Genomic DNA, 18,790 nt, shown 5'->3' on the forward strand with positions numbered 1-18,790 from the left:
GCCCCTGCCCGGCGGCGGCAGCGAGCAGCGGCCTCACGGCGTCGCCCTGTCCGACGACTTCCACGCCCCGGCCTGGGGCTGGCGCTGGACCTTCGACCGGCCGGGTGCCGGCGAGACCGCCCGCGCCGCCTTCACCGAGGCGGGCCTGGTGCTGGCCGGGAAGGGCCAGGACCCGGCGTCGGCCTCACCCATGACCGTGCGTGCCCCTGACCGCTCCTACCGGGTTGAGGTCGGCATCGAACTGCTGGACGCCGCCCGGGCGGGAGAGGACGGCGGCCCGCAGACCGGAGCCGCGGAGGGCTCCGGCGGTGAACCGGGCACGTCCGGAGGCTCGGAGACCCCCGGGACGACGGCCGGCCTGCTGCTGTTCTTCAACCACCGGCTCTTCCTCGGACTGGAACTGGCCGCCGGGCGCCTGCAGGCGTGGACCGGCGGCACCCGCACCTGGGGGAGTCAGCCGCTGCCGGAGGGCACCCGCGCCCTGGAACTCGCCCTGGAGAAGCGCGAGCACATCGTGCAGATGTACTACCACAGCCCCGGGCAGACGGAGTGGACCCACTACCCGCTCACCCTGGAGTGCTCCGGCTACCACGCCAACACCGCGAACGACCTGGTCTCGCTGCGGCCCGCCGTCTTCGCCGCCGGACCCGGCAGCGCCCGCATCACCGACTTCCGCTACCGGGCCCTGTAAGGGCCGCACGTAACAGCCAGGAGCACACAATGACCGCGCCCGCCGACCTGCGCCGACCCGCCACTCGCGCCGCCCTGACCCGGGCGCGCTTCGCCACCCCGGAGATGACCGACCGGCCCGGCATCCGCTGGTGGTGGCAGCAGCCGGTTCCGGTTGAGGCACTGCTCGAGGAGCTGCGGGCCATCGCCGCCGCCGGCTTCGGGGAGGTGGAGATCGCCTTCTCGCCCGGCTTCTGGGCCGACGCCGCCCAGCGTGAGGCGCTGGCCGCCGTCCTGGCCGAGGCCCGGCACCGGGGGGTGGGCGTGGCCATGACGCTCGGCGCCGCCTGGCCGCTGCAAACCCCCAACACCACCCGCGGCACCGCCTACGCCGCCCAGGAACTCCAGTACGGGGTGAGGTGGGTTGAGGGCGAGGCCCGGGCGGATATCCGGGGCGACGCCGTCCGGGCCGCCGCCGAGAACTCCACCGAGATTCATGATCCCGCCGGCGGCCGTGGCGGCACGGCCACCACCCCCGTGCCCGCACCCTTCGACGACGCGGAGCTGGCGCGCGGCGGGAAGCTGGTCGCCGTCGTCTCCGCCCGGGTGGTCCGACGCGGCACACCACCGCGGGTGGTGGACTCCGGCAACCCCTGGGGCAAGCCCACCAAGATCATCGAGCCCGAGCACTCCACCCTGCTGGACGAGACCACCCTGACCGACCTGACCGGGCAGGTGCGCGGTGAGGGGACCGGCGCCGTCGTCGACTGGGAGCCCGGGCCGGGGCAGTGGGCGCTCATGGCCTTCTGGAGCCGCGACAGCGAGCAGGGGGTGACCAGCTTCCTGGACGCCGCCGCCGCCCGCGCCGCCCTGGCCTACCTGGATGAGCACCAGCTCGGGCAGGCGGGTGCGGCCGCACTGGGGGCGGAGGGGTCTACCGCCACCGAGCTGTTCGAGGACTCCCTGGAACTGAACGCCGACTGCCTGTTCTGGAGCCCGGAACTGCGTGAGCGCTTCCAGGCCCGGCGCGGCTACGACCCCACCCGCTACCTGCCGCTCCTGATCGCCCACGGCCAGTGCCGGTACTGGGTGCCTGAGACGCCGCCGCGCCCCGACTTCGACTCCGCCGATCCCGACGGCGCCCCGACCTCGCTGGGGCGGCGCGTGCGCACGGACTACGACCGCACCGTCACCGACCTGTACGTCACCGACCACCTGGCCCTCATCCAGGACTGGGCCGTCGGGCACGGCATGCGGCACAAGGCGCAGGCCGCCTACGGGCAGAACCTGGAACCGGTCCGCTCCTTCCGGGAGCTGGTGCGCTGCGGCGGGCGCGCGGAGGTGGAGTCCCTGAACTCCGGGGACCGCGCGCCCATCAACATGGACCACCCGAACTGGCGCTTCGCCCTGGACTGGCAGCGCAGCTGCGTGGCCGGCGCCCACCAGGGCGGGGCCGTGCGCGTGTCCACCGAGCTCGGCGCCCAGATGGACAAGTGCTACGACTTCTCCCTGGCCGACTACCGGCACATGCTGGACAAGGAGTGGGCTGTCGGCGTCACCAAGCCCTTCGTGCACGGCTTCGCCGCCCAGGACCCCGAGGCGCCCTGGCCCACCCGGGGCCGCTTCGGCACCATCGTCTCCGAGTCCTGGAACCACCGGCACTTCCCCCAGTGGCCGCACTGGAAGGGACTGACCGACTACTGGGCGCGCGGCACCGCGGTGCTGGAGACCGGCATGCCCCGAGCGGACGTGGCCGTCTACCGGGACGGCTTCCTGACCACCGCCGCCCGCGGCAACGCCGAGGCCGACGCCACCGCCCCCGACCGGCTCATCGACGCGGAGCCCCTGGAGCGCGCCGGCTACAACGTGCAGCTACTCGACCCGGTCGGCCTGGCCGAGGCAGGTGTCGTCGGCCTCGAAGCGGGGCGAGTCGTGCTCTTCCCGGAGGGGCCCGCCTACCGGGCGCTGGTGCTGGATGCCGCGCTTCAGGGCGGCGCGATCCCGTTGGATGCGGCCCGTGGGCTGGCGTGCGCCGCCGCGGAGGGACTGGCGATTGTGCTCGTCGGTCGGCCGCCCACCGGGGATGCCGGATGGGGTGGCGCCGATGCCGACGCGGCGGTGCGTGAGGCGATCGCCTCCGCGCTCGCGGGGCCGCGCGTTAAGCGGGTGGACGGCTGGGCGGAGGTGCCCGGCGCGCTCGCGGCACTCGGGGTGCGGCCCCGCGTGGCCTGGAACGGGCCGGTGCTACTGACCCAGGTGCGTGACGCCGCCGAGGGCCGCTACGTGCTCGTCTACAACCCCGCCGCGCAGGCGGTGGCACTGCCGCTGGAGATCGAGGGGGCCGGGCGCGTGGAGGTCCTGGACCTGGACGCCGGCGAGATCACGCGTGTGGGTGCCGAGGTGGCCGGCGGGCGTACGCGGGTGGAGGCCTGCCTGGAGCCGCTCGGCTTGGTGATGCTGCGGGTCGTGTCCGCGGGGGAGGGCGGTACGGCGGCGGCCGCGACCGCGGGGAGTGGCGACACAGCAGGCGCCGCAGCGGGTGAAGCCGGCGCCCGTGCGGTGGCCGGGGCGGTGATCGGAACCGGGGCCGTGGGTGGCGCAGCGGATGCGTATGGCGCGGGCGGCGTCGCATTGCCCGGAGGTTCGGCGGCCACCGCCCGCGTCGGTGCCGACGGCGAGGAGTTCGTGCTGACGGACTGGAGCCTGACCGTCATCAGCGAGGAGCCCGCCGGGCCCCGCACCATCGTCCTGCCCGGGCAGGGCCCCGGCGACTGGCGCGACATCGCGGCGCTGAAGGACGTCTCCGGCACTGGCGTGTATCGGGCACGCGTGGAAGTGGGCAGTGGCGGCGACGCTGGCCGGGCCGCGCTCGCGGACGCGGTGCTGACGCTCGGAGAGCTGGGCGGCAGCGCCGTGGTGCGGGTGGGCGACCGGGTCTTCGGGCCGGTGCTGCGCGAAGATGCGGCCATCGCGATCGGGGGCGCGCTGTCGGCGGCCGTGGCCGCGGGCCGCGAGCCGATCATTGAGATCGAGGTGCGCACGACGCTGCGCAACGCCACCCTCGCGGCCGACGCCTACATGACTGGCCCCTGGGCGGTGGAACACCCGAGCGTCCCCCACGGCCTCCTCGGCCCCGTCCACCTCCGCTAGCCCCTCCAGTCCCCTCCACCGAGGTCGGTAGATCTTACGTACCGAGGTCGGTTGATCTTACGTGCCGAGGTCGGTTGATCTTACGTGCCGAGGTCGGTTGATCTTACGTGCCGAGGTCGGTTGATCTTACGTACCGAGGTCGGTGGAAGTTACGTGCCGAGGTCGGTTGATGTGGCGGAGGCTATATCCGGGTTGGGTGTGGTTGGAGTGGGCGCGTAGGGGCTGCACACTGGAGCTGCGAGGACAAACTTGCTCAGTTCTGGTTTTTCATCGGCATTGTGCGGAAATGACGGACCGGCCGAATTTCGGTGACTGTACTCCGGTGTGCAACGGGGGCCTCGTTGCACACCGGAGCCTTTCCACAGCTCCGGACCCGATGGGTGAAACCGCAGGATCATGCGAGTTTTGGTGGGAGTTGGACTTCTTGAGTGTGCAGCGTTGCCATCTGCTCGGTTGCGTCACCAGCCACCTGCTTGATCGAGAGCCTGTTTGTCCAGGATGATCCTGAAGGAATGCTCCGGAAAAGTGCCTTTGGCCGGGTGCTGACGTTTACCGGCTCTTCCGGTTTGTGGGGGTGGGTGGTGTGTGCCCGGGCGCCCCGCTGTGGGGCGGAATGTCCGAATTCGGCACTAAGACCGTCCACGACCGCTAGGGCCAATTTGGAAACCGCATGATTCCGACGTTATGCCCACGGCCGCGGGCAACGTCGGAGGTGCTTATGCCGATCCTGGACACTTTGGACCGCCACGCACGGGAACGAGCGCCAGCGGTGGGCCGTGGGTGGACAGGCCCCACCCCGCCACCCGAGGCCGCCCCGGAATGCAACACCACAACCCCCGGAGCTGGAAGAGCCGGTTTGCGTCCGCCCGGGGTACTCGCGGTCCTGCCCGGCACCCGGTGCGCTGGCCGGCGGCGGGGAGGCCAGCCGGGCTGGCGCCCGCACCTATACTTGGCCCCCGAATCCCCAGTTGGATTGCGTTCCTCTAGTTGGACCGTCTGGGACGGTCCAAGCAGACACGGGCCAGTCGGCCGAACCTCGAGCAACCACACGCCCCAAACATCACCCCAATCTCAAACCGGAAGAGCCCGTTTACCAAATCGCTCGAGCCGGTCCGACGATCCGCTCAGCGCCACGAACGAGCGCTGTTCCCGCCGGCACGTCCACCGTCGTCTTTCCCCGCTCCGCGACGACGCACACGTCGCCGTGCACGGTCGGGATGGCGCATGCAGCCCATTCGAGCTCCCCTAGCTGGGGGTCCACTATGAACTCCTCCCAGCCTGGTGCCAGGGCCTGCACGCCCAGGATTGCCAGCACGAGCAGATCAGCGGGCCCTGCGGCCCAGCCGTGGCAGAGGCTCTTGCCGAAGGGGCGCCCGTACATCTGTGTCGGTTGCTCCCCCTCCGAGGGGAATTCTTCCCAGAACGTATTCACCCCTGCGTCAACCAGCGGTCCCCAGGTTCGAGTTAGCTCATCAACCGCCTCGCCGCGCAGTCCGCGCTGCACAAGCGCGCGCAACGCCCAGGCCCGCATCGAGGGGGTTCCCGACGATGTGGCCAGGATTTGCGTCTCCACGCCCGGCGCATGCGGCGGCGTGAGCTCGGCCAGGGTGGCTAGCGTGTTAGCTAAGGGCGCCGGGCGAGAGACGCCGTCGACGTATTCGCGCCATGCACCGGTGCTGTGATCCCATGCTGCGTTGTTCAACGTCCGGGCAACTCGCGTGGCGCACCCCTCCCAGACCTGTAGTCGCTCTGCGCTCGGCGCGTTCGGCGGTCCTGTTCTGCTTGCACGGGCGCCTACCCGAACCGCGCTTCGCAGCGCCCAGTACCACAGGGCTTGGAACGCCGTCGGTGTGCGCTGTGGGTCTACCTCGACGCCCCAGTCCAGGAAGACCGCTCCCGGTCCCGTGTGGGGGAAGGAGGACTCGTCCTTGGTGGTGTGCAGCAATCCGTCGCTATTCGTCATAGCCAGCAGCGAGGTGACGACCTCGTCCAACTCCGGTGTGGTTTCGGTCAGCAGAGTCTCGTCGTCGAAGGCCTCCAGGTCGAGCGCAAGCGCGATGATTCCCCACAGCGTGTAGTCGGCGATGCCGTTCACGTAGCCGCTTTGCGGCCGGAGGAGGGCTGCGATGCCGTCTGCGACGATGCGCGAATCGCCGAATGCATATGCATTCGGGCCAATTGCGGCGGCATAGTCGGCCATCCATGGCAGGCGGTCCCGCTTGATACCGTCGACGACGAGGGTCTGCATACAAGTCCCCAGCGTCGTCGCCGCCACTGTCCACATGCGGGTCAGGCGCTTATCCGAGCACGCGAACGCTCCGCGCCGGTTGAAGATGCGAGAACTGGCACGCACGCGCACACGTGAGGCGGTAGCGTCATCCACGCGGGCGTACCGTAGCCCCAGACGGTTCCTACTGACCCAACGTCCCGGCTCCTCTTGCGTCAGATCGGTGTGGCACTCGGCGAACTCGGCGCTGGCCAGTGCCTCCGCGGGCGATTCGCCCACCGTCAGCACCGGTTGCTCGGCCCCGGGTGGGCAATCGATGACAACATGCCCAAGTAAGGGGAGTGGTGCGACCCATAACGAAGCCTCGTCCGCATCCCCGCGGACCAACTCGATCTCTGTGATCGGCTCGCCGGCCATGTGTGGTGGCGTCTGATCCTCGGAGCGAACATCGGCGGGATACCAGTTTCGATCTCCCTTCAGTAGCGTCTCGACGTGGATGTCCCTAAGGGAGTAGCGTCGTTCTCCGGGGACTGTGCTGCGCTCCTCCTGCCCGCGGCTGGCTGGTGCGGCGAGACAGATAGCTGGTGGTTGGCCGTCCTTGGCATCGACGACGAGGGTAATCGCCTCCTCGCCGTGGAAGCGCAAAGTTGTGCCGGGTTTCAGGTGTCTGACGCGCAGTGGGGGTGCAAACGAAGTTCCCGCCGTCGTGGATACGGCCGTCTCAGATGAACTGTCAATCGTCTCCACGGTGACCACGCCGGTGGCGTCGGCAAGGACCGCGCTCCCGTGCCCTCGCAGACGGAACAAGGCGCGCGAGGCCGGGGGAGTAGCGGTCTCCGGGTAGGAGACATGACGCATGGTTCGTCGACTCTCTGCCAGTAGCGCCTGTAGCGCTCCACGGCCAAACTGAGCACGGGGATAGAGCCAGGTTCGCGCCCCGGGTCCGGTAGAGGTCTTGGTCGGGCCGTCCAGCCCGATCAGGGGCAGTGGTGAGCGGGAGATAATCGTCTGGTAGTCGCAGGTTGGCACTGCAGGGGTGCAGTCACCATGCGGTTCTGGCGGGAAGCTCATGTCTGTACCTCACGGGGAGTCGTTGCCTCGTCGCAGCGCGTCATAACCTAATCGGCTTGCCGCACATATTGAAGCGCTTCGGAACTCTCGACGCAAGTGGGGGTGTGGCGTGCGAGGTGTGCGAGCGCTGTTGGTTGCGTTGTGCGATCGTGCGAAGCCTCTGTGATGCTGCCGAATCGCTGCGGTTGTGTCGTCTCTGAGAAGATGCGAGTCCTAGTACTTGACGGCCGTATCGGCGGCGATCTATGCTGGCGCGGCAATGAAGCGCTTCAGTTTCATGGCTCGCGCCACTCCAATGGAGGAGTGGCGGAGGTACCCACAAATGGAGGACACCCACATGAGTACCCGTAAATCCGTGGCCGTCCTAGCGGCCGTCACCCTCGCAGGGGCGCTTGGACTCAGCGCCTGCGGTTCCGGATCCGGAGGCGACTCGGCCGAAGGCGTGACCGAGCTCTCCATCTACATCGACTCCGACCCCTCGTCGATCGCCCTGTGGGATCCGCTGATGGAGTCGTTCAACTCATCCCATGAGGACATTCAGATCTCCTACGAGACTCACCCCTCGGGGTCGGAGGGGGACAACCTGATCAAGACACGTCTGTCTACTGGCGACATGAACGATCTGTTCTGGTATAACTCCGGTTCGTTGTTGAAGGCATTGAGCCCCGACTCTACGCTCGTGGACCTGTCCGATCAGGCGTGGGCAAGTAAGGTCGACGACAACTGGACGCAGGCCGCCTCCACCGACAACGGCCTGTACGGTCTGCCGGTCGGGGCGTCCTTTGCCTTCGGCATGATCTACAACAAGGATGTCTACTCCGAGCTTGGACTGGATGTGCCCAAGTCCTGGGACGAGTTCATCGACAACAACGAGAAGATCGCCGCTGCCGGTATCACCCCGGTTGTACAGACCTACTCCGACACCTGGACCTCGCAGGTCATGGTCCTCGGTGACGCGGCCAACGTGCTGGCCGCCGACCCCGACTGGGCCGACAACTACACGGCCAACAAGGCCAAGTACGCTGAGGAACCGGCCTTCGCAGGCTTCCAGCACCTGCAGGACATCTACGACGCCGGGTACCTGAATGACGACTTCGCCTCCGCAACCTACGACGACGGAGTCAAGATGCTCGCCGAGGGCACGGCGGCCCACTATCCGATGTTGACTTCGAATGTATCCGCCGCCATCGGTGAGAACTATCCGGACGCTGACTCCTCGCTCGGTGTGTTCGCGATTCCCGCGGACGACGCCGCCAACACCACGCTGACCATTGGTACGCCGAACGGCATGTACATCCCCAAGAGCACGGAGGGTGAGAAGCTCGAGGCCGCATATGAGCTCCTTGACTGGCTGGCCACTCCGGAAGCTTGCACGGTAATGGGCTCGGCGATCACGGTCGGCGGTCCGTTCGTCATCGATGGCTGCGAGCTACCGGAGACCGCCACTTCGTTGGTCGATGATATGACCCCCTATTATGACGAGGGCAACACCGGCCTGGCGCTGGAGTTCCTCTCGCCGATCAAGGGGCCCTCGCTCGAGCAGATCACCGTGCAGGTGGGCTCAGGCATCTCCTCGGCGTCCGAGGGTGCTGCCCTGTACGACCAGGACGTTGAGAAGCAAGCGCAGCAGCTGGGCCTCGAGGGCTGGTGACGCGTGAGCCTCGTGTGGGGGCGGGGTAGAACCCCGTCCCCACACTTCACTCGGAGGAATCATGACTGCTATCACTGCATCAACGGTGTCGAGCGGCGCCTCGAAGAACAAGACTCATCTAAAGAAGATGAAGAAGAAGGGGCGGGGCCTGGACAAGTACTACCCGCTGTACTTCCACATCCCCGCAGCGCTGTTCTTCGTCATTCTCTTCCTGGTTCCGACGGCCGCCTCGTTCTACTTCTCCCTAACGCGCTGGACTTTGTTCGACATGGAGTTCATCGGACTGGACAACTTCGTCCAGTTCTTCAAGGAGCCCTCCCTGGTGAAGGGCTTCATCAACACCTTCATCTACGCCTTCGTCACTTCAGGCACAAAGGTCGTGCTCGGGCTCGCCCTCGCCGTGCTCCTCACCTCCCAGGTCTTCGGCCGCAACTACCTGCGGTCGGTCGTGTTCTTCCCCGTGCTCGTATCTACGATCGGGGTCGGCGTCACCTGGAAGGTGCTGCTCGATCCGCAGGACGGCCTGGTCAACCGGGCCCTCGCCCTCGTCGGAATTGACGGTCCCGGCTGGCTGACCGATCCCAACCTCGCGCTCTTCTCCGTCGCCGGTGTCGACGTCTGGAAGGGGGTTGGCCTGGCCACGGTCATCTACATCTCCGGCATTGTCGCCATCCCTCACGAGTTCGTCGAGGCCGCGAAGGTGGATGGTGCCGGTGCCTGGCAGATCTTCAAGAACATCACCTTGCCGCTGTGCCGTCCGGCTACGGTCACCGTCATCATCCTCTCTCTCATCGGCGGGCTGAGGTCCTTCGACCTAATCTGGACCATGACCCGCGGCGGCCCCGGATTCTCTTCTGACGTGATCGCATCGGTCATCTACAAGCAGTATCAGGCCGGCTTCTACGGCCTGTCGACGGCGGGCAACGTCGTGCTGTTCCTCGTCATTGCGGTGATCGTGATCCCCCTCAACACGTGGCTGAACAGGAAGGGCAAGCAATCATGAGTGTCACCGCAGCATCCGCCGGAAGGCGGCGTACTCGCAAAGGGTTGGTCCCGGGGATCATCGCCATCCTCGTCAGCGTCGTGGTCTTCATCGTCCCGTTCGTCTTCATTGTGCTGACGGCGGGGAAGACGCAGAAGGAGGCCTCCCTGCTGGAGTTCTCATTGCCCACCCAGTGGGCCTTCGTGGAGAACTTCAAAGCGGTGATCGCCACCCAGGACTACGTGCTGATACGTGCCTTCGTCAACTCCGCCGTCGTAACAGTGCTTGCCGTGGCGATCCAGGTGATCCTGGGCGCGATGGTTGGCTACGTCCTGCAGCGGCGCCAGTCACGGTGGAACGGCATCATCAATCTGTTCGTCATGATGGGGCTCATCATCCCTCCGGCCGTCGTCCCGACCATCTGGGTACTGGATGGCTTAGGTCTGTACAAGACCCTGGCGGGGTTGATCGCCGTCCATGTAGCCTTTGGGCTCTCGTTCTGCATCCTGCTGTTCCGGGCCTTCGTCGAGACGATCCCGAGAGAACTGGACGAGGCGGCGGTGATCGACGGCGCTGGCCCGCTGCGCCTGTTCTTCCGGGTCATCTTTCCGCTGTTGAAGTCGACGATCGTGACGGTGATCGTGGTTCAGGCGGTGACCGTTTTCAACGACTTCACCTACGCCTTGTACTTCCTGCCCGGAGCCGGCAACGAGACGGTTCAGCTCACGCTGTACAATTACCAATCTCAAGGCCTGAACCAGTGGAACCTCCTGTTCATGGACGTCCTGCTGATCACTATCCCGCCGCTGATCATGTACGCGTTCTTCAACCGACAGATCCAGGAGGGGATGACGGCGGGCGCTGTGAAGGGATAATGCGGACCGACGTGCTCGGGATGGGAGGAGGTGTTCTAGAGGTGCCCACGCGAACGCAGCGGTCGCCGCGTCTGCGCGATGTCGCGGATCGTGCCGGGGTGTCCCTTGGTACCGCGTCGAACGTACTAAACCATCCCGAGCGCGTGTCCCCCGCAGCCATAGAGCGAGTGCGGGCGGCGATCGATGAACTCGGGTTCGTCCGCAACGCCAACGCCAGCACGCTTGCCTCCGGTCGATCTGGCGCATTGGGGCTGGTCGTCATCAACCTTTCGAACTCCATGTTCGTTGACGTTGCTAGAGGAGCGCAGGCTGCGGCCCGTGCGGCCGGCCATAACCTGTTGCTGGCGGACAGCGCTGATGACTTCGGTGCCCAGGGGAGCAATGTGGACTCCTTCAACGAGGCCAGGGTCGCCGGACTGCTTCTGGCACCCATGCAGGACTCCTCGGAGCATGTGGCCCGGCTCAAGGTGCGCGGTATACCGGTGGTACTGATCAACTACGACCAGGGGGACGAGGACCTGTGCACCGTCGTCGTCGACAACGAACAGGTCGGCTACCTGGCCGTCCAGCACATGCTGGATATTGGCTGCAGGCGGATCGCTTTCGCGGCAGGCGGCGACGAGCAGTACCAACCGGTTCGGCTGCGACGAAGGGGGGTGCGCCGCGCGATGCGCGAAGCCGCTGGAGCCGCCTCCTTCGAGGAGATCATGGCCGGCGGAGTGAAAGAGGCCGATGGCTTGGCCGTGGCACAGCAAATCGCCGGCCGCGGCCCCGAAACCCGCCCCGACGGGATTATTGGTGTGTCGGACTCGCTCGCGTCTGGACTGGTAGAGGGACTGTGCGATGCGGGCATTGCGGTTCCGGGTGATATTGCCGTCATGGGCTGCGACCGCAACAGCTCCGCGGGGGACTGCCGAGTACCGCTGACCAGCATCACCATGAAGGGGCAGGAGATGGGGACTGCGGCCGTGCGCCTGCTCCTGGATGAGATGGATCGGGACGGATTCCATGTTCACCAGCGGGTTGTGCTCACTCCGGAGTTGATCGTGCGGGGGTCGACGGTACGTGCGTAGGCCTGCCCCATTGGTACGGCCTTGTACCTCGTGCTCGTAATGGGCTTGGTGAGTGTCCGCCGTTGCGGCTTTCCGCTGCCGCCCCGGGAAACGCAATCGCGAGCTGGTCCGGTGTTTACTCCTGCCCACGAAAACCTAGGCTGCTCGCGGGTGGGGGCGGGCATGCCCACCTTCCGTAGCCACTTATGCACGCACGAGGCGCAAGTGTGCGTGTGTGGGCTTGGGTTCGGCTGTGGCTGCCGAGTTGAATCGATCCTGTGAGGCGGGAACGCATCCTGCCGGGCCCAGCCACCGCCGGCGGGCTCAACCCGAACACAGGAGTTCAGACATGAGCAAGAAGCTTCGCATCGGCATCGTGGGCCTGGGATTCATCGGAACCCAGAAGCACCTGGTGGGCCTGGCGCAGCACAAGGACAAGTGCGAGATCGTCGCCTTCTGCGACTTCGACATTGAGCGCGCCGAGGCCGGCAAGGCTCAGTGGGGCAATACGGATGCCTACACCACCACCGATTACAAGGACCTCGTGAACGACGACTCGATCGACGTCATCCACGTGTGCACTTGGAACGCGAACCACTGCGAGATCACCTGCGCCGCCCTGGAGGCCGGCAAGCACGTCATGGTGGAGAAGCCCATGGCCGTCACCGGCGAGGACGCCCGCAAGATGCGCGACACCGCCAAGCGCACCGGCAAGAAGCTGACCGTCGGCTTCCAGTACCGCCAGCGCGAGGAGTACCAGTTCCTCAAGGCCCTGGCCGACGAGGGCAAGTTCGGCGAGATCTACGCCGCCAAGGCCCACGCCACCCGCCGTCGCGGCGTGCCGATCTGGGGCGTGTTCACCGACAAGACCAAGCAGGGCGGTGGCCCGCTCATCGACCTGGGCGGTCACTCCATCGACGTCGCCCTGTGGCTGATGAACAACTACGACGTCGCCTCCGTCACCGGCGTGGTCAACTACAAGCTGGCCGACAAGCCCGAGGGCAACATCGGCGGCGAATGGGACCCGGCCACCTACGAGGTCGAGGACTCCGCCTTCGGCTTCGTCACCTTCAAGAACGGCGCCTCCCTGTTCGTCGAGGCCTCCTGGGCCCTGAACATCAAGGCCGCCCGCGAGGGCTGCATCACCATCATGGGCACCGAGGCCGGTGCCGAGACCATCCAGGACCCGGCCGGCTCGGCCAACCTGATCGTCGACGTCAACTCCATCGAGGGCGGTAGGCAGGTCAACACCGGCTTCGGCGAGGGTGGCGCCTACTTCTCCGCCGGTGCCGCCGGCGAGGCCCAGACCGGCTTCGCCTACATGGGCGGCCTAGAGGCCGGCCTGTGGCTCGACGCCATCCTGAACGACACCGAGCCCTACGTGACCGCGGACCAGGCGGTCGTCGTCACCGAGATCCTCGACGGCATCTACAAGTCCGCGGCCCAGGGCGGCAAGCCCGTCTACTTCGACTGACGGCCCGACGGCGTCGCTTACCCGGCCCGACAGTATCGCCCGCCCGCTCGACGCCGTCACCCCTGCCGCAGTCCTAATCCATCAATACCCGCCGCACCGTCCCGGCCGCGCCCTCGGACGCAGCCTGACGGACAGCAACAGGTTCGGCCCCGGTCCCCACCGCGGGGCCGGGGCCGAACCACACTCACCCGCAATCCGCACTCAGAGAGGAGCGCATCAATGACCTCACAGATCAAACGCGGAGTCAGCCTGTACTCGTACCAGCACGAATACGTTCACGGCACCATGGACCTCGAGGACTGCGTCGCCGCAGCCGCCAAGGAGGGCGCGCTTGGCATCGAGACCCTAGGCGAGCAGATGATCCCCGGCTTCCCCTTCCCCGGTCAGCCCGATCTGCCCGACTCCTTCTACTCCTGGTGGCAGGACCTCATGGCGAAGTACGGCACCACGCCGACTGTCCACGACATGTTCCTGGACACCAAGCGCTACCGCGGCCGCCTGCTCAACCACTCCGAAATGGTCGACTCCCTCAAACGGGACATCCGGCACACCGCCAAGCTCGGCGCCAAGGGCATCCGCATCATCGTCAACACCCCGCCCGAGGTCGTCGAGTCCGCCGCCCCCTACGCGCGCGACCACGGCGTGTGGATGGGTGTGGAGGTCCACTCCCCATACTCCTTCGAGGACGACTGGATCAAGCGGCATCTGGAGGTCGCCGCGCGCGTGGGCTCCGACGTCGTCGGCTGCGTGCCGGACATGGGCATCTTCGTCCATAAGCTGCCGCGCGTCGTCGTCGACCGGGCCCTGCGCGACGGCGCCGACCCGGAGCTGGCCCGCGAGATCGTGGACACCTACAACTCTCACGGCGACACCCAGGCCCTCTTCGACCGCCTGGAGCGGCAGGGCGTCGACGGTGTCACCCTGGGCCTGGCCCGCAACGGCATCCACATGATCGCCCAACCCGTGGACTGCCTGCGCGACCACGCCGAGTTCATCAAGCACATCCACGCCAAGTTCTACGAGATGCACCAGGTGGAGGGCTTCGACTACTGGCACGAGTACTCCATCCCCTACCACGAGATCGTCCCCGTCCTGGACGAGATCGGCTACGACGGCTACCTCTCCAGCGAGTACGAGGGGAACCGCCACATCGAGGACGCCGAGCCCGTCGACTCCGTCACGCAGGTCGCCGCCCACCAGAACATGCTCAAGGCACTGATTGGGAAGGAGAACTGACATGTTCGACGAGATGATCATTCGCGAGGGAAGCGTACGCAACGTCACCGGCCCCGACGGCGAGGTGGTGGGCTTCTCCTTCGAAGCCCACATCCCCTACTACCGCGGCCTGGGACTGTCCATGATCGAGACGCCCGACGTCGTCGTCGACGGCGAGGCGGTGCCCGCGGAGGATCTGCGCTTCACCTACGACGGCGTGACCCGCACCTTCGCCGAGCTCGCCGACGTCTCGGACGTGCGCTGGGAGCTGCGCACCTTCGCGACCATCACCGTGCTGCGGCCCGGCGGCCTGACCCCCGGCGAGCACGACGTGCACGTGAACCTGCGCCTGCGCGTGTCCTACCTGCCGTTCGTCTCCGAGAACCGCTTCACCCGCAGGGTCGCGGTGGCCTGAAACAGTGTTCACCTCACTGCTGCCTCACTAGCTACCAAACTCGAACCAACCGAAGGAATCACCCATGCCCACCAAATTCATGAAGCTCGGCTTCGACGAGCAGGTGCTGCGCCGGCTCGCCAACGACTCCGACGGCTACGTCCTCGACGTCGGCCTCAACTACTACCGCGGCACCCCGATCTCCGCCGTCGAGCGGATGGAACTGAGCATCGACGGCGAGCGGGTCGACGACGACCGCATCCTGGTGGAGATCAACGGCAAGTTCCTGCGCCTAAAGCAGGTGCCGCTGGCCTTCACCGAGTACTGGGGCGTCAAGACCCCGATCCGCCTGCACGTAACCGGCGAGCCGCTGGCGGCCGGGCCGCACGACGTCGACTTCGTGTGCGAGGCGCGCGTCGTCTACATGCAGTTCGCCCCCGGCGTCTACGGAATGTTCGACGCCTCCGCATCCGCCACCCTCACCGTGGCCGAGAACTCTGAGAACTGAGGAGCAAGACCACCATGGCAACGATTAATGGAATTGAACAGGGCATTTCCTGCTACAGCTACACCCAGGAGTTCATCGAGAACGAGGACTGGAGCATTGACACGATCTTCGAGCACGTCGCCGCCAAGGGCGTCAGCAAGGTGGAGCTGGTCGGCGCCCAGACCTTCCAGCAGTACCCCACCCCGCGGCCCGAGGAGATCGACGCGGTGCTGGCCGCCGGCGCGAAGCACGGTGTGGAGGTCTTCTCCTACGGCGGTTACGTGGACCTGGGACGCATCACGGGCTACCAGATGAGCCGGGAGGACATCCTCTCCGACATCCGCCTGGACATCATGACCGCCCGCAGCCTCGGCGCGAAGTATCTGCGCGCCACCGGCTTCGAGCCGGAGCTCGCCCCCGCCGTCAACGACCTGGCCGAGCGCTACGGCGTGCAGATCGGCTTCGAGATCCACGCCCCGCACACGCCGGCCGACGCCACCACCCGCGGTTTCATGGAGACGATCGAGAAGAACCGGCTCGAGTCCTTCGGGCTGGTGCCCGACTTCGGCATGTTCATTGAGCGGCCCACCGAGATCGCCATCAACCGCTACGTGGGCCTGGGCGCCAAGCGGGAGACCCTCGACTGGATCATCGCCAACCGCCACAACGGCATGACCGAGGAGGAGATGCAGGAGCACGTCGCCAAGAACATGGGCGGCGGCGAGGGGGAGAAGGTCGCCATCTCCGAATGGTTCGGTTACCTGTCCTTCGCGCCGGCGGAGCTCGACTCCTTCGCCGCGATGGTGCCGTATGTGAAGTACGTGCACGGCAAGTTCTACCACCTGGAACTCGACGCGGACGGCAAGGTCTTCGAGCCGACGATCCCGTATGACAAGGCACTGAGCATCCTCGCCGAGGGCGGCTTCCAGGGCGCCTTCATCAGCGAGTACGAGGGCCACGCCTTCTACCTCAACGACGCCGACGAGCAGCTCGACCGGCACCTGACACTGGGCAGGAACATTCTCGAGAACCTGTGACGGCTTCGGCAGGCGAGGGGCGGGCTTGGGGGAGACCCCGCCCGCCCCCTCGTCGTCGAAACCGGCACTTGTAACGTGCCGAAACCGGCACTAATGACGTGCCGAGACTAGGCCTGAACAGCGCTTGCCGTCCCAGCACTCTGGGCAGCGGTCAGGAATTGGTGCGCCGGCTTCGCGGGTCAGCTGGCGCGGCGCGGCGTCAGGCTGCGCAGCAGTGCACGCCAGCCGCTGACCGGTGCGGCGCCCTTCAGGGCCGATGCGGCCGCCGCGTGCTCGAGGTCGGCCAGCATGGCGTTGGTGGACTCGGCAATCGCGCGAGCCGTGGGCGCGTCCAGGGGAGTGGAGGGGACGACGAAGAACATAGGGTCCTTTCAGTTCAGGAAAGTTGATGGGCGTCAAACCGGGATTCTGGGGCATCCGGCCCCGACGCGCCAGGGCTACTCCAGCTCGAAGGCGCCGGTGTAGAGCTGGTAGTAGGTGCCGCGCTGCTCGATGAGCTGGTCGTGGCTGCCGCGTTCGATGATGCGGCCGTGGTCCAGCACCATGATCGCGTCGGAGTTGCGCACCGTGGACAGGCGGTGGGCGATGACGAAGACCGTCCGCCCGGCCATGAGGTTGTCCATACCGGCCTGAACCAGTGCCTCGGTGCGGGTGTCGATGGAACTGGTCGCCTCATCCAGGATCATGACGGGCGGGTCTGCGACGGCGGCGCGGGCGATCGACAGCAGCTGCGCCTGCCCCTGAGACAGGCTCGAGGAATCGCCGGAGATCACCGTCTGGTAGCCGTGGGGCAAGCGGCGGATGAAGCCGTCGGCGTTGGCCAGCTGCGCCGCCTCAATGCACTCCTCGTCGGTGGCGTCCAGCCGCCCGTAGCGAATGTTGTCCATGACGGTGCCGGTGAAGAGGCGCACGTCCTGGAGGACGACGCCGAGCGAGCGGCGCAGATCCGCCTTGGCGATCTTGTTGATGTTGATCCCGTCGTAGCGGATCTTGCCGTCGTCGATGTCGTAGAAGCGGTTGATGAGGTTGGTGATGGTGGTCTTCCCGGCGCCGGTGGCGCCGACGAAGGCGATCTTCTGCCCGGGCTTGGCCCACAGGGAGACGTCGTGGAGGACCTCCTTGACGCCGTCGTAGGAGAAATCGACGTGCTTCATGACGATCTCGCCGCGCAGACGCGTGTAGGTGACCGTACCGTCGGCCTGGTGGGGGTGGCGCCAGGCCCACACATCGGTCTTGTGGTCGGCGGGCTCAACGCCGCCATCGGCCGTCTCGACGGCGTCGACCAGCCCCACATACCCGGCGTCCTGCTCGGGTTCTTCATCAATGAGGGCGAAGACGCGTCCGGCGCCAGCCAGCCCCATGGCGATGAGCGCTACCTGCTGGGAGGCCTGGTTGATGGTCTGGGACAGCTGCCGCACCATCGCCAGGTAGGAGACAATAATGCCGACGGTGATGGTGCCCATGCCGGCGAAGCCGATATTGGTGACCTCCAGCTGGATGAGCAGGCCGCCGACCATGGCGATGAGCACGTAGAGCAGGTTGCCCATATTGCCCATGACCGGGCCAAGGACGTTGCCGTACTGGTTGGCCTTCTCCGAATCGGAGAACAGCTGCTGGTTGAGGACGGCGAAGTCGTCCTTGGCGGCCTGCTCGTGGTTGAAGACCTGGACGACCTTCTGCCCGCCCATGATCTCCTCGACGAACCCCTCCTCGGTGGCCAGCGAATGCTGCTGAGCCACCATGTAGCGCGACGACGCCCCGCCGAGCCGCCGGGTGGCGCCGACCATGACCGCGGCCACAACCAGCACGAGGATGGTCAGCCAGAGGCTGTAGTAGAGCATCATGGCGAGCATGGCGCCCAGAGTCAGTCCGGACTGGATGAGGGTCGGAATCGACTGGCCGATGAGTTGGCGGACGGCGTCGGTGTCATTGGTGTAGGTCGACATGATGGCGCCGTGGGCGTGGGTGTCGAAGTACTTGATCGGCAGGGACTGCATGCGGTCGAACATGTCGTCGCGCATGTGCTTGAGCGCTCCCTGCGTGACGACGGCCATGATCCGTGAGTACAGGAAGTTGGTGACCACACCGAGGGCGTAGACCACGCCCATCGCGGTGATGATCCGTACGAGCGTGGGCATGACGGCGTCGAGCCCCGCGCTCAGACCCGGGGTAATGACCTCATCCACGATGCGCTGCATGAAGATCGAGGCGACCGTCGAGGCGACGGAGGCGATGACGATGCTGACGGCAACGACGATGAGCTGCCAGGAGTAGTAGTGGAAGACGTAGGCGAGCAGCCGGCGGGCGGGGTGCTCGATATGCGGCATGGCGTGCGGGTCGGGCGCCTCGTCCGCCTCCGGCGCGGCGTCGACGACGGGCGTGTCCTCGACGTCGGTGCTCAGCGTGTCCTCGGCGACGGTGCTCAGCGCTTCTTCGACCTCGGTGCTCATAGCGTCCTCGGCGGCGGGGTTGAGAGCGTCGTCGACGTCGCGCCGGAGGCGGACGA

The 18,790-nt window shown here is 66.6% G+C and carries 14 protein-coding genes; 11 read left to right on the forward strand and 3 right to left on the reverse strand.

Going from position 1 to position 18,790, the window contains the following annotated elements; all coding sequences use genetic code 11:
• Positions 1-691, forward strand: a 691-nt coding sequence (locus RWX45_RS03130) for a hypothetical protein (protein ID WP_316022328.1), incomplete at its 5' end; no start/stop codon positions are given.
• Between the two features lie 29 nt (positions 692-720).
• Positions 721-3,819 carry a glycosyl hydrolase gene (locus RWX45_RS03135; protein WP_316022329.1) on the forward strand — a complete coding sequence of 1,033 codons (3,099 nt, stop codon included), beginning with the start codon at positions 721-723 and terminating at the stop codon, positions 3,817-3,819.
• A gap of 1,090 nt (positions 3,820-4,909) precedes the next feature.
• Here the strand turns inward: RWX45_RS03135 and RWX45_RS03140 are convergent.
• Positions 4,910-6,793, reverse strand: a complete 1,884-nt coding sequence (locus RWX45_RS03140) for an alpha-L-rhamnosidase C-terminal domain-containing protein (RefSeq protein WP_316022330.1) — start codon at positions 6,791-6,793, stop codon at positions 4,910-4,912.
• 661 nt (positions 6,794-7,454) lie between these two features.
• On the opposite strand from RWX45_RS03140, the gene RWX45_RS03145 reads away from it, so the two are divergent.
• The 9 genes from RWX45_RS03145 to RWX45_RS03185 all read left to right on the forward strand — a co-directional run bounded on the left by RWX45_RS03145 (position 7,455) and on the right by RWX45_RS03185 (position 16,284).
• Entirely contained in the window at positions 7,455-8,768 is a 1,314-nt protein-coding gene (locus RWX45_RS03145) for an ABC transporter substrate-binding protein (protein WP_273100482.1), read from the forward strand.
• Between the two features lie 61 nt (positions 8,769-8,829).
• Positions 8,830-9,771, forward strand: coding sequence for a carbohydrate ABC transporter permease (locus tag RWX45_RS03150; protein ID WP_108968718.1), 942 nt, complete (start codon positions 8,830-8,832; stop codon positions 9,769-9,771).
• Positions 9,768-10,625, forward strand: coding sequence for a carbohydrate ABC transporter permease (locus RWX45_RS03155; protein WP_316022331.1), 858 nt, complete (start codon positions 9,768-9,770; stop codon positions 10,623-10,625). Before RWX45_RS03150 ends, RWX45_RS03155 begins: the two co-directional genes overlap by 4 nt.
• Positions 10,626-10,645: 20 nt before the next feature.
• The gene (locus tag RWX45_RS03160; RefSeq protein ID WP_273100484.1) at positions 10,646-11,698 is read left to right on the forward strand and encodes a LacI family DNA-binding transcriptional regulator; all 1,053 of its coding nucleotides are present in this window, start codon (positions 10,646-10,648) and stop codon (positions 11,696-11,698) included.
• 328 nt (positions 11,699-12,026) lie between these two features.
• Complete coding sequence (locus RWX45_RS03165) at positions 12,027-13,151, forward strand: Gfo/Idh/MocA family protein (protein WP_073328946.1); 1,125 nt, start codon at positions 12,027-12,029, stop codon at positions 13,149-13,151.
• A gap of 219 nt (positions 13,152-13,370) precedes the next feature.
• Positions 13,371-14,387, forward strand: a complete 1,017-nt coding sequence (locus RWX45_RS03170; RefSeq protein ID WP_210581220.1) for a sugar phosphate isomerase/epimerase family protein — start codon at positions 13,371-13,373, stop codon at positions 14,385-14,387.
• A gap of 1 nt (position 14,388) precedes the next feature.
• Positions 14,389-14,781 carry a DUF6379 domain-containing protein gene (locus RWX45_RS03175; RefSeq protein WP_073328951.1) on the forward strand — a complete coding sequence of 131 codons (393 nt, stop codon included), beginning with the start codon at positions 14,389-14,391 and terminating at the stop codon, positions 14,779-14,781.
• 64 nt (positions 14,782-14,845) lie between these two features.
• Positions 14,846-15,268: a DUF6379 domain-containing protein gene (locus RWX45_RS03180; RefSeq protein WP_316022332.1), complete on the forward strand. Its 423-nt coding sequence runs from the start codon at positions 14,846-14,848 to the stop codon at positions 15,266-15,268.
• A gap of 14 nt (positions 15,269-15,282) precedes the next feature.
• A complete protein-coding gene (locus tag RWX45_RS03185; protein WP_316022333.1) occupies positions 15,283-16,284 on the forward strand; it encodes a TIM barrel protein in 1,002 nt (333 codons plus the stop codon).
• 179 nt (positions 16,285-16,463) lie between these two features.
• On the opposite strand, the gene RWX45_RS03190 is transcribed toward RWX45_RS03185, so the two are convergent.
• Positions 16,464-16,646 carry a hypothetical protein gene (locus RWX45_RS03190; protein WP_316022334.1) on the reverse strand — a complete coding sequence of 61 codons (183 nt, stop codon included), beginning with the start codon at positions 16,644-16,646 and terminating at the stop codon, positions 16,464-16,466.
• Positions 16,647-16,721: 75 nt separating this feature from the next.
• On the reverse strand, positions 16,722-18,611 hold the full coding sequence (locus tag RWX45_RS03195; RefSeq protein WP_316022335.1) for an ABC transporter ATP-binding protein: 1,890 nt from the start codon (positions 18,609-18,611) through the stop codon (positions 16,722-16,724).
• Positions 18,612-18,790: the final 179 nt, after the last annotated feature.

Origin of the sequence: Actinomyces sp. MRS3W (assembly GCF_032465695.1) — a bacterium.
Lineage (GTDB): Bacteria > Actinomycetota > Actinomycetes > Actinomycetales > Actinomycetaceae > Actinomyces.

Bases quoted from the DNA above. Each gene is read 5' to 3' on its own strand.
- RWX45_RS03175 (WP_073328951.1), top strand. From the start codon at position 14,389: ATGTTCGACGAGATGATCATTCGCGAGGGAAGCGTACGCAACGTCACC.
- RWX45_RS03195 (WP_316022335.1), bottom strand. From the start codon at position 18,611: ATGCCGCATATCGAGCACCCCGCCCGCCGGCTGCTCGCCTACGTCTTC.
- RWX45_RS03190 (WP_316022334.1), bottom strand. From the start codon at position 16,646: ATGTTCTTCGTCGTCCCCTCCACTCCCCTGGACGCGCCCACGGCTCGC.
- RWX45_RS03180 (WP_316022332.1), top strand. From the start codon at position 14,846: ATGCCCACCAAATTCATGAAGCTCGGCTTCGACGAGCAGGTGCTGCGC.
- RWX45_RS03150 (WP_108968718.1), top strand. From the start codon at position 8,830: ATGACTGCTATCACTGCATCAACGGTGTCGAGCGGCGCCTCGAAGAAC.
- RWX45_RS03160 (WP_273100484.1), top strand. From the start codon at position 10,646: ATGGGAGGAGGTGTTCTAGAGGTGCCCACGCGAACGCAGCGGTCGCCG.
- RWX45_RS03155 (WP_316022331.1), top strand. From the start codon at position 9,768: ATGAGTGTCACCGCAGCATCCGCCGGAAGGCGGCGTACTCGCAAAGGG.
- RWX45_RS03135 (WP_316022329.1), top strand. From the start codon at position 721: ATGACCGCGCCCGCCGACCTGCGCCGACCCGCCACTCGCGCCGCCCTG.
- RWX45_RS03145 (WP_273100482.1), top strand. From the start codon at position 7,455: ATGAGTACCCGTAAATCCGTGGCCGTCCTAGCGGCCGTCACCCTCGCA.
- RWX45_RS03185 (WP_316022333.1), top strand. From the start codon at position 15,283: ATGGCAACGATTAATGGAATTGAACAGGGCATTTCCTGCTACAGCTAC.
- RWX45_RS03165 (WP_073328946.1), top strand. From the start codon at position 12,027: ATGAGCAAGAAGCTTCGCATCGGCATCGTGGGCCTGGGATTCATCGGA.
- RWX45_RS03170 (WP_210581220.1), top strand. From the start codon at position 13,371: ATGACCTCACAGATCAAACGCGGAGTCAGCCTGTACTCGTACCAGCAC.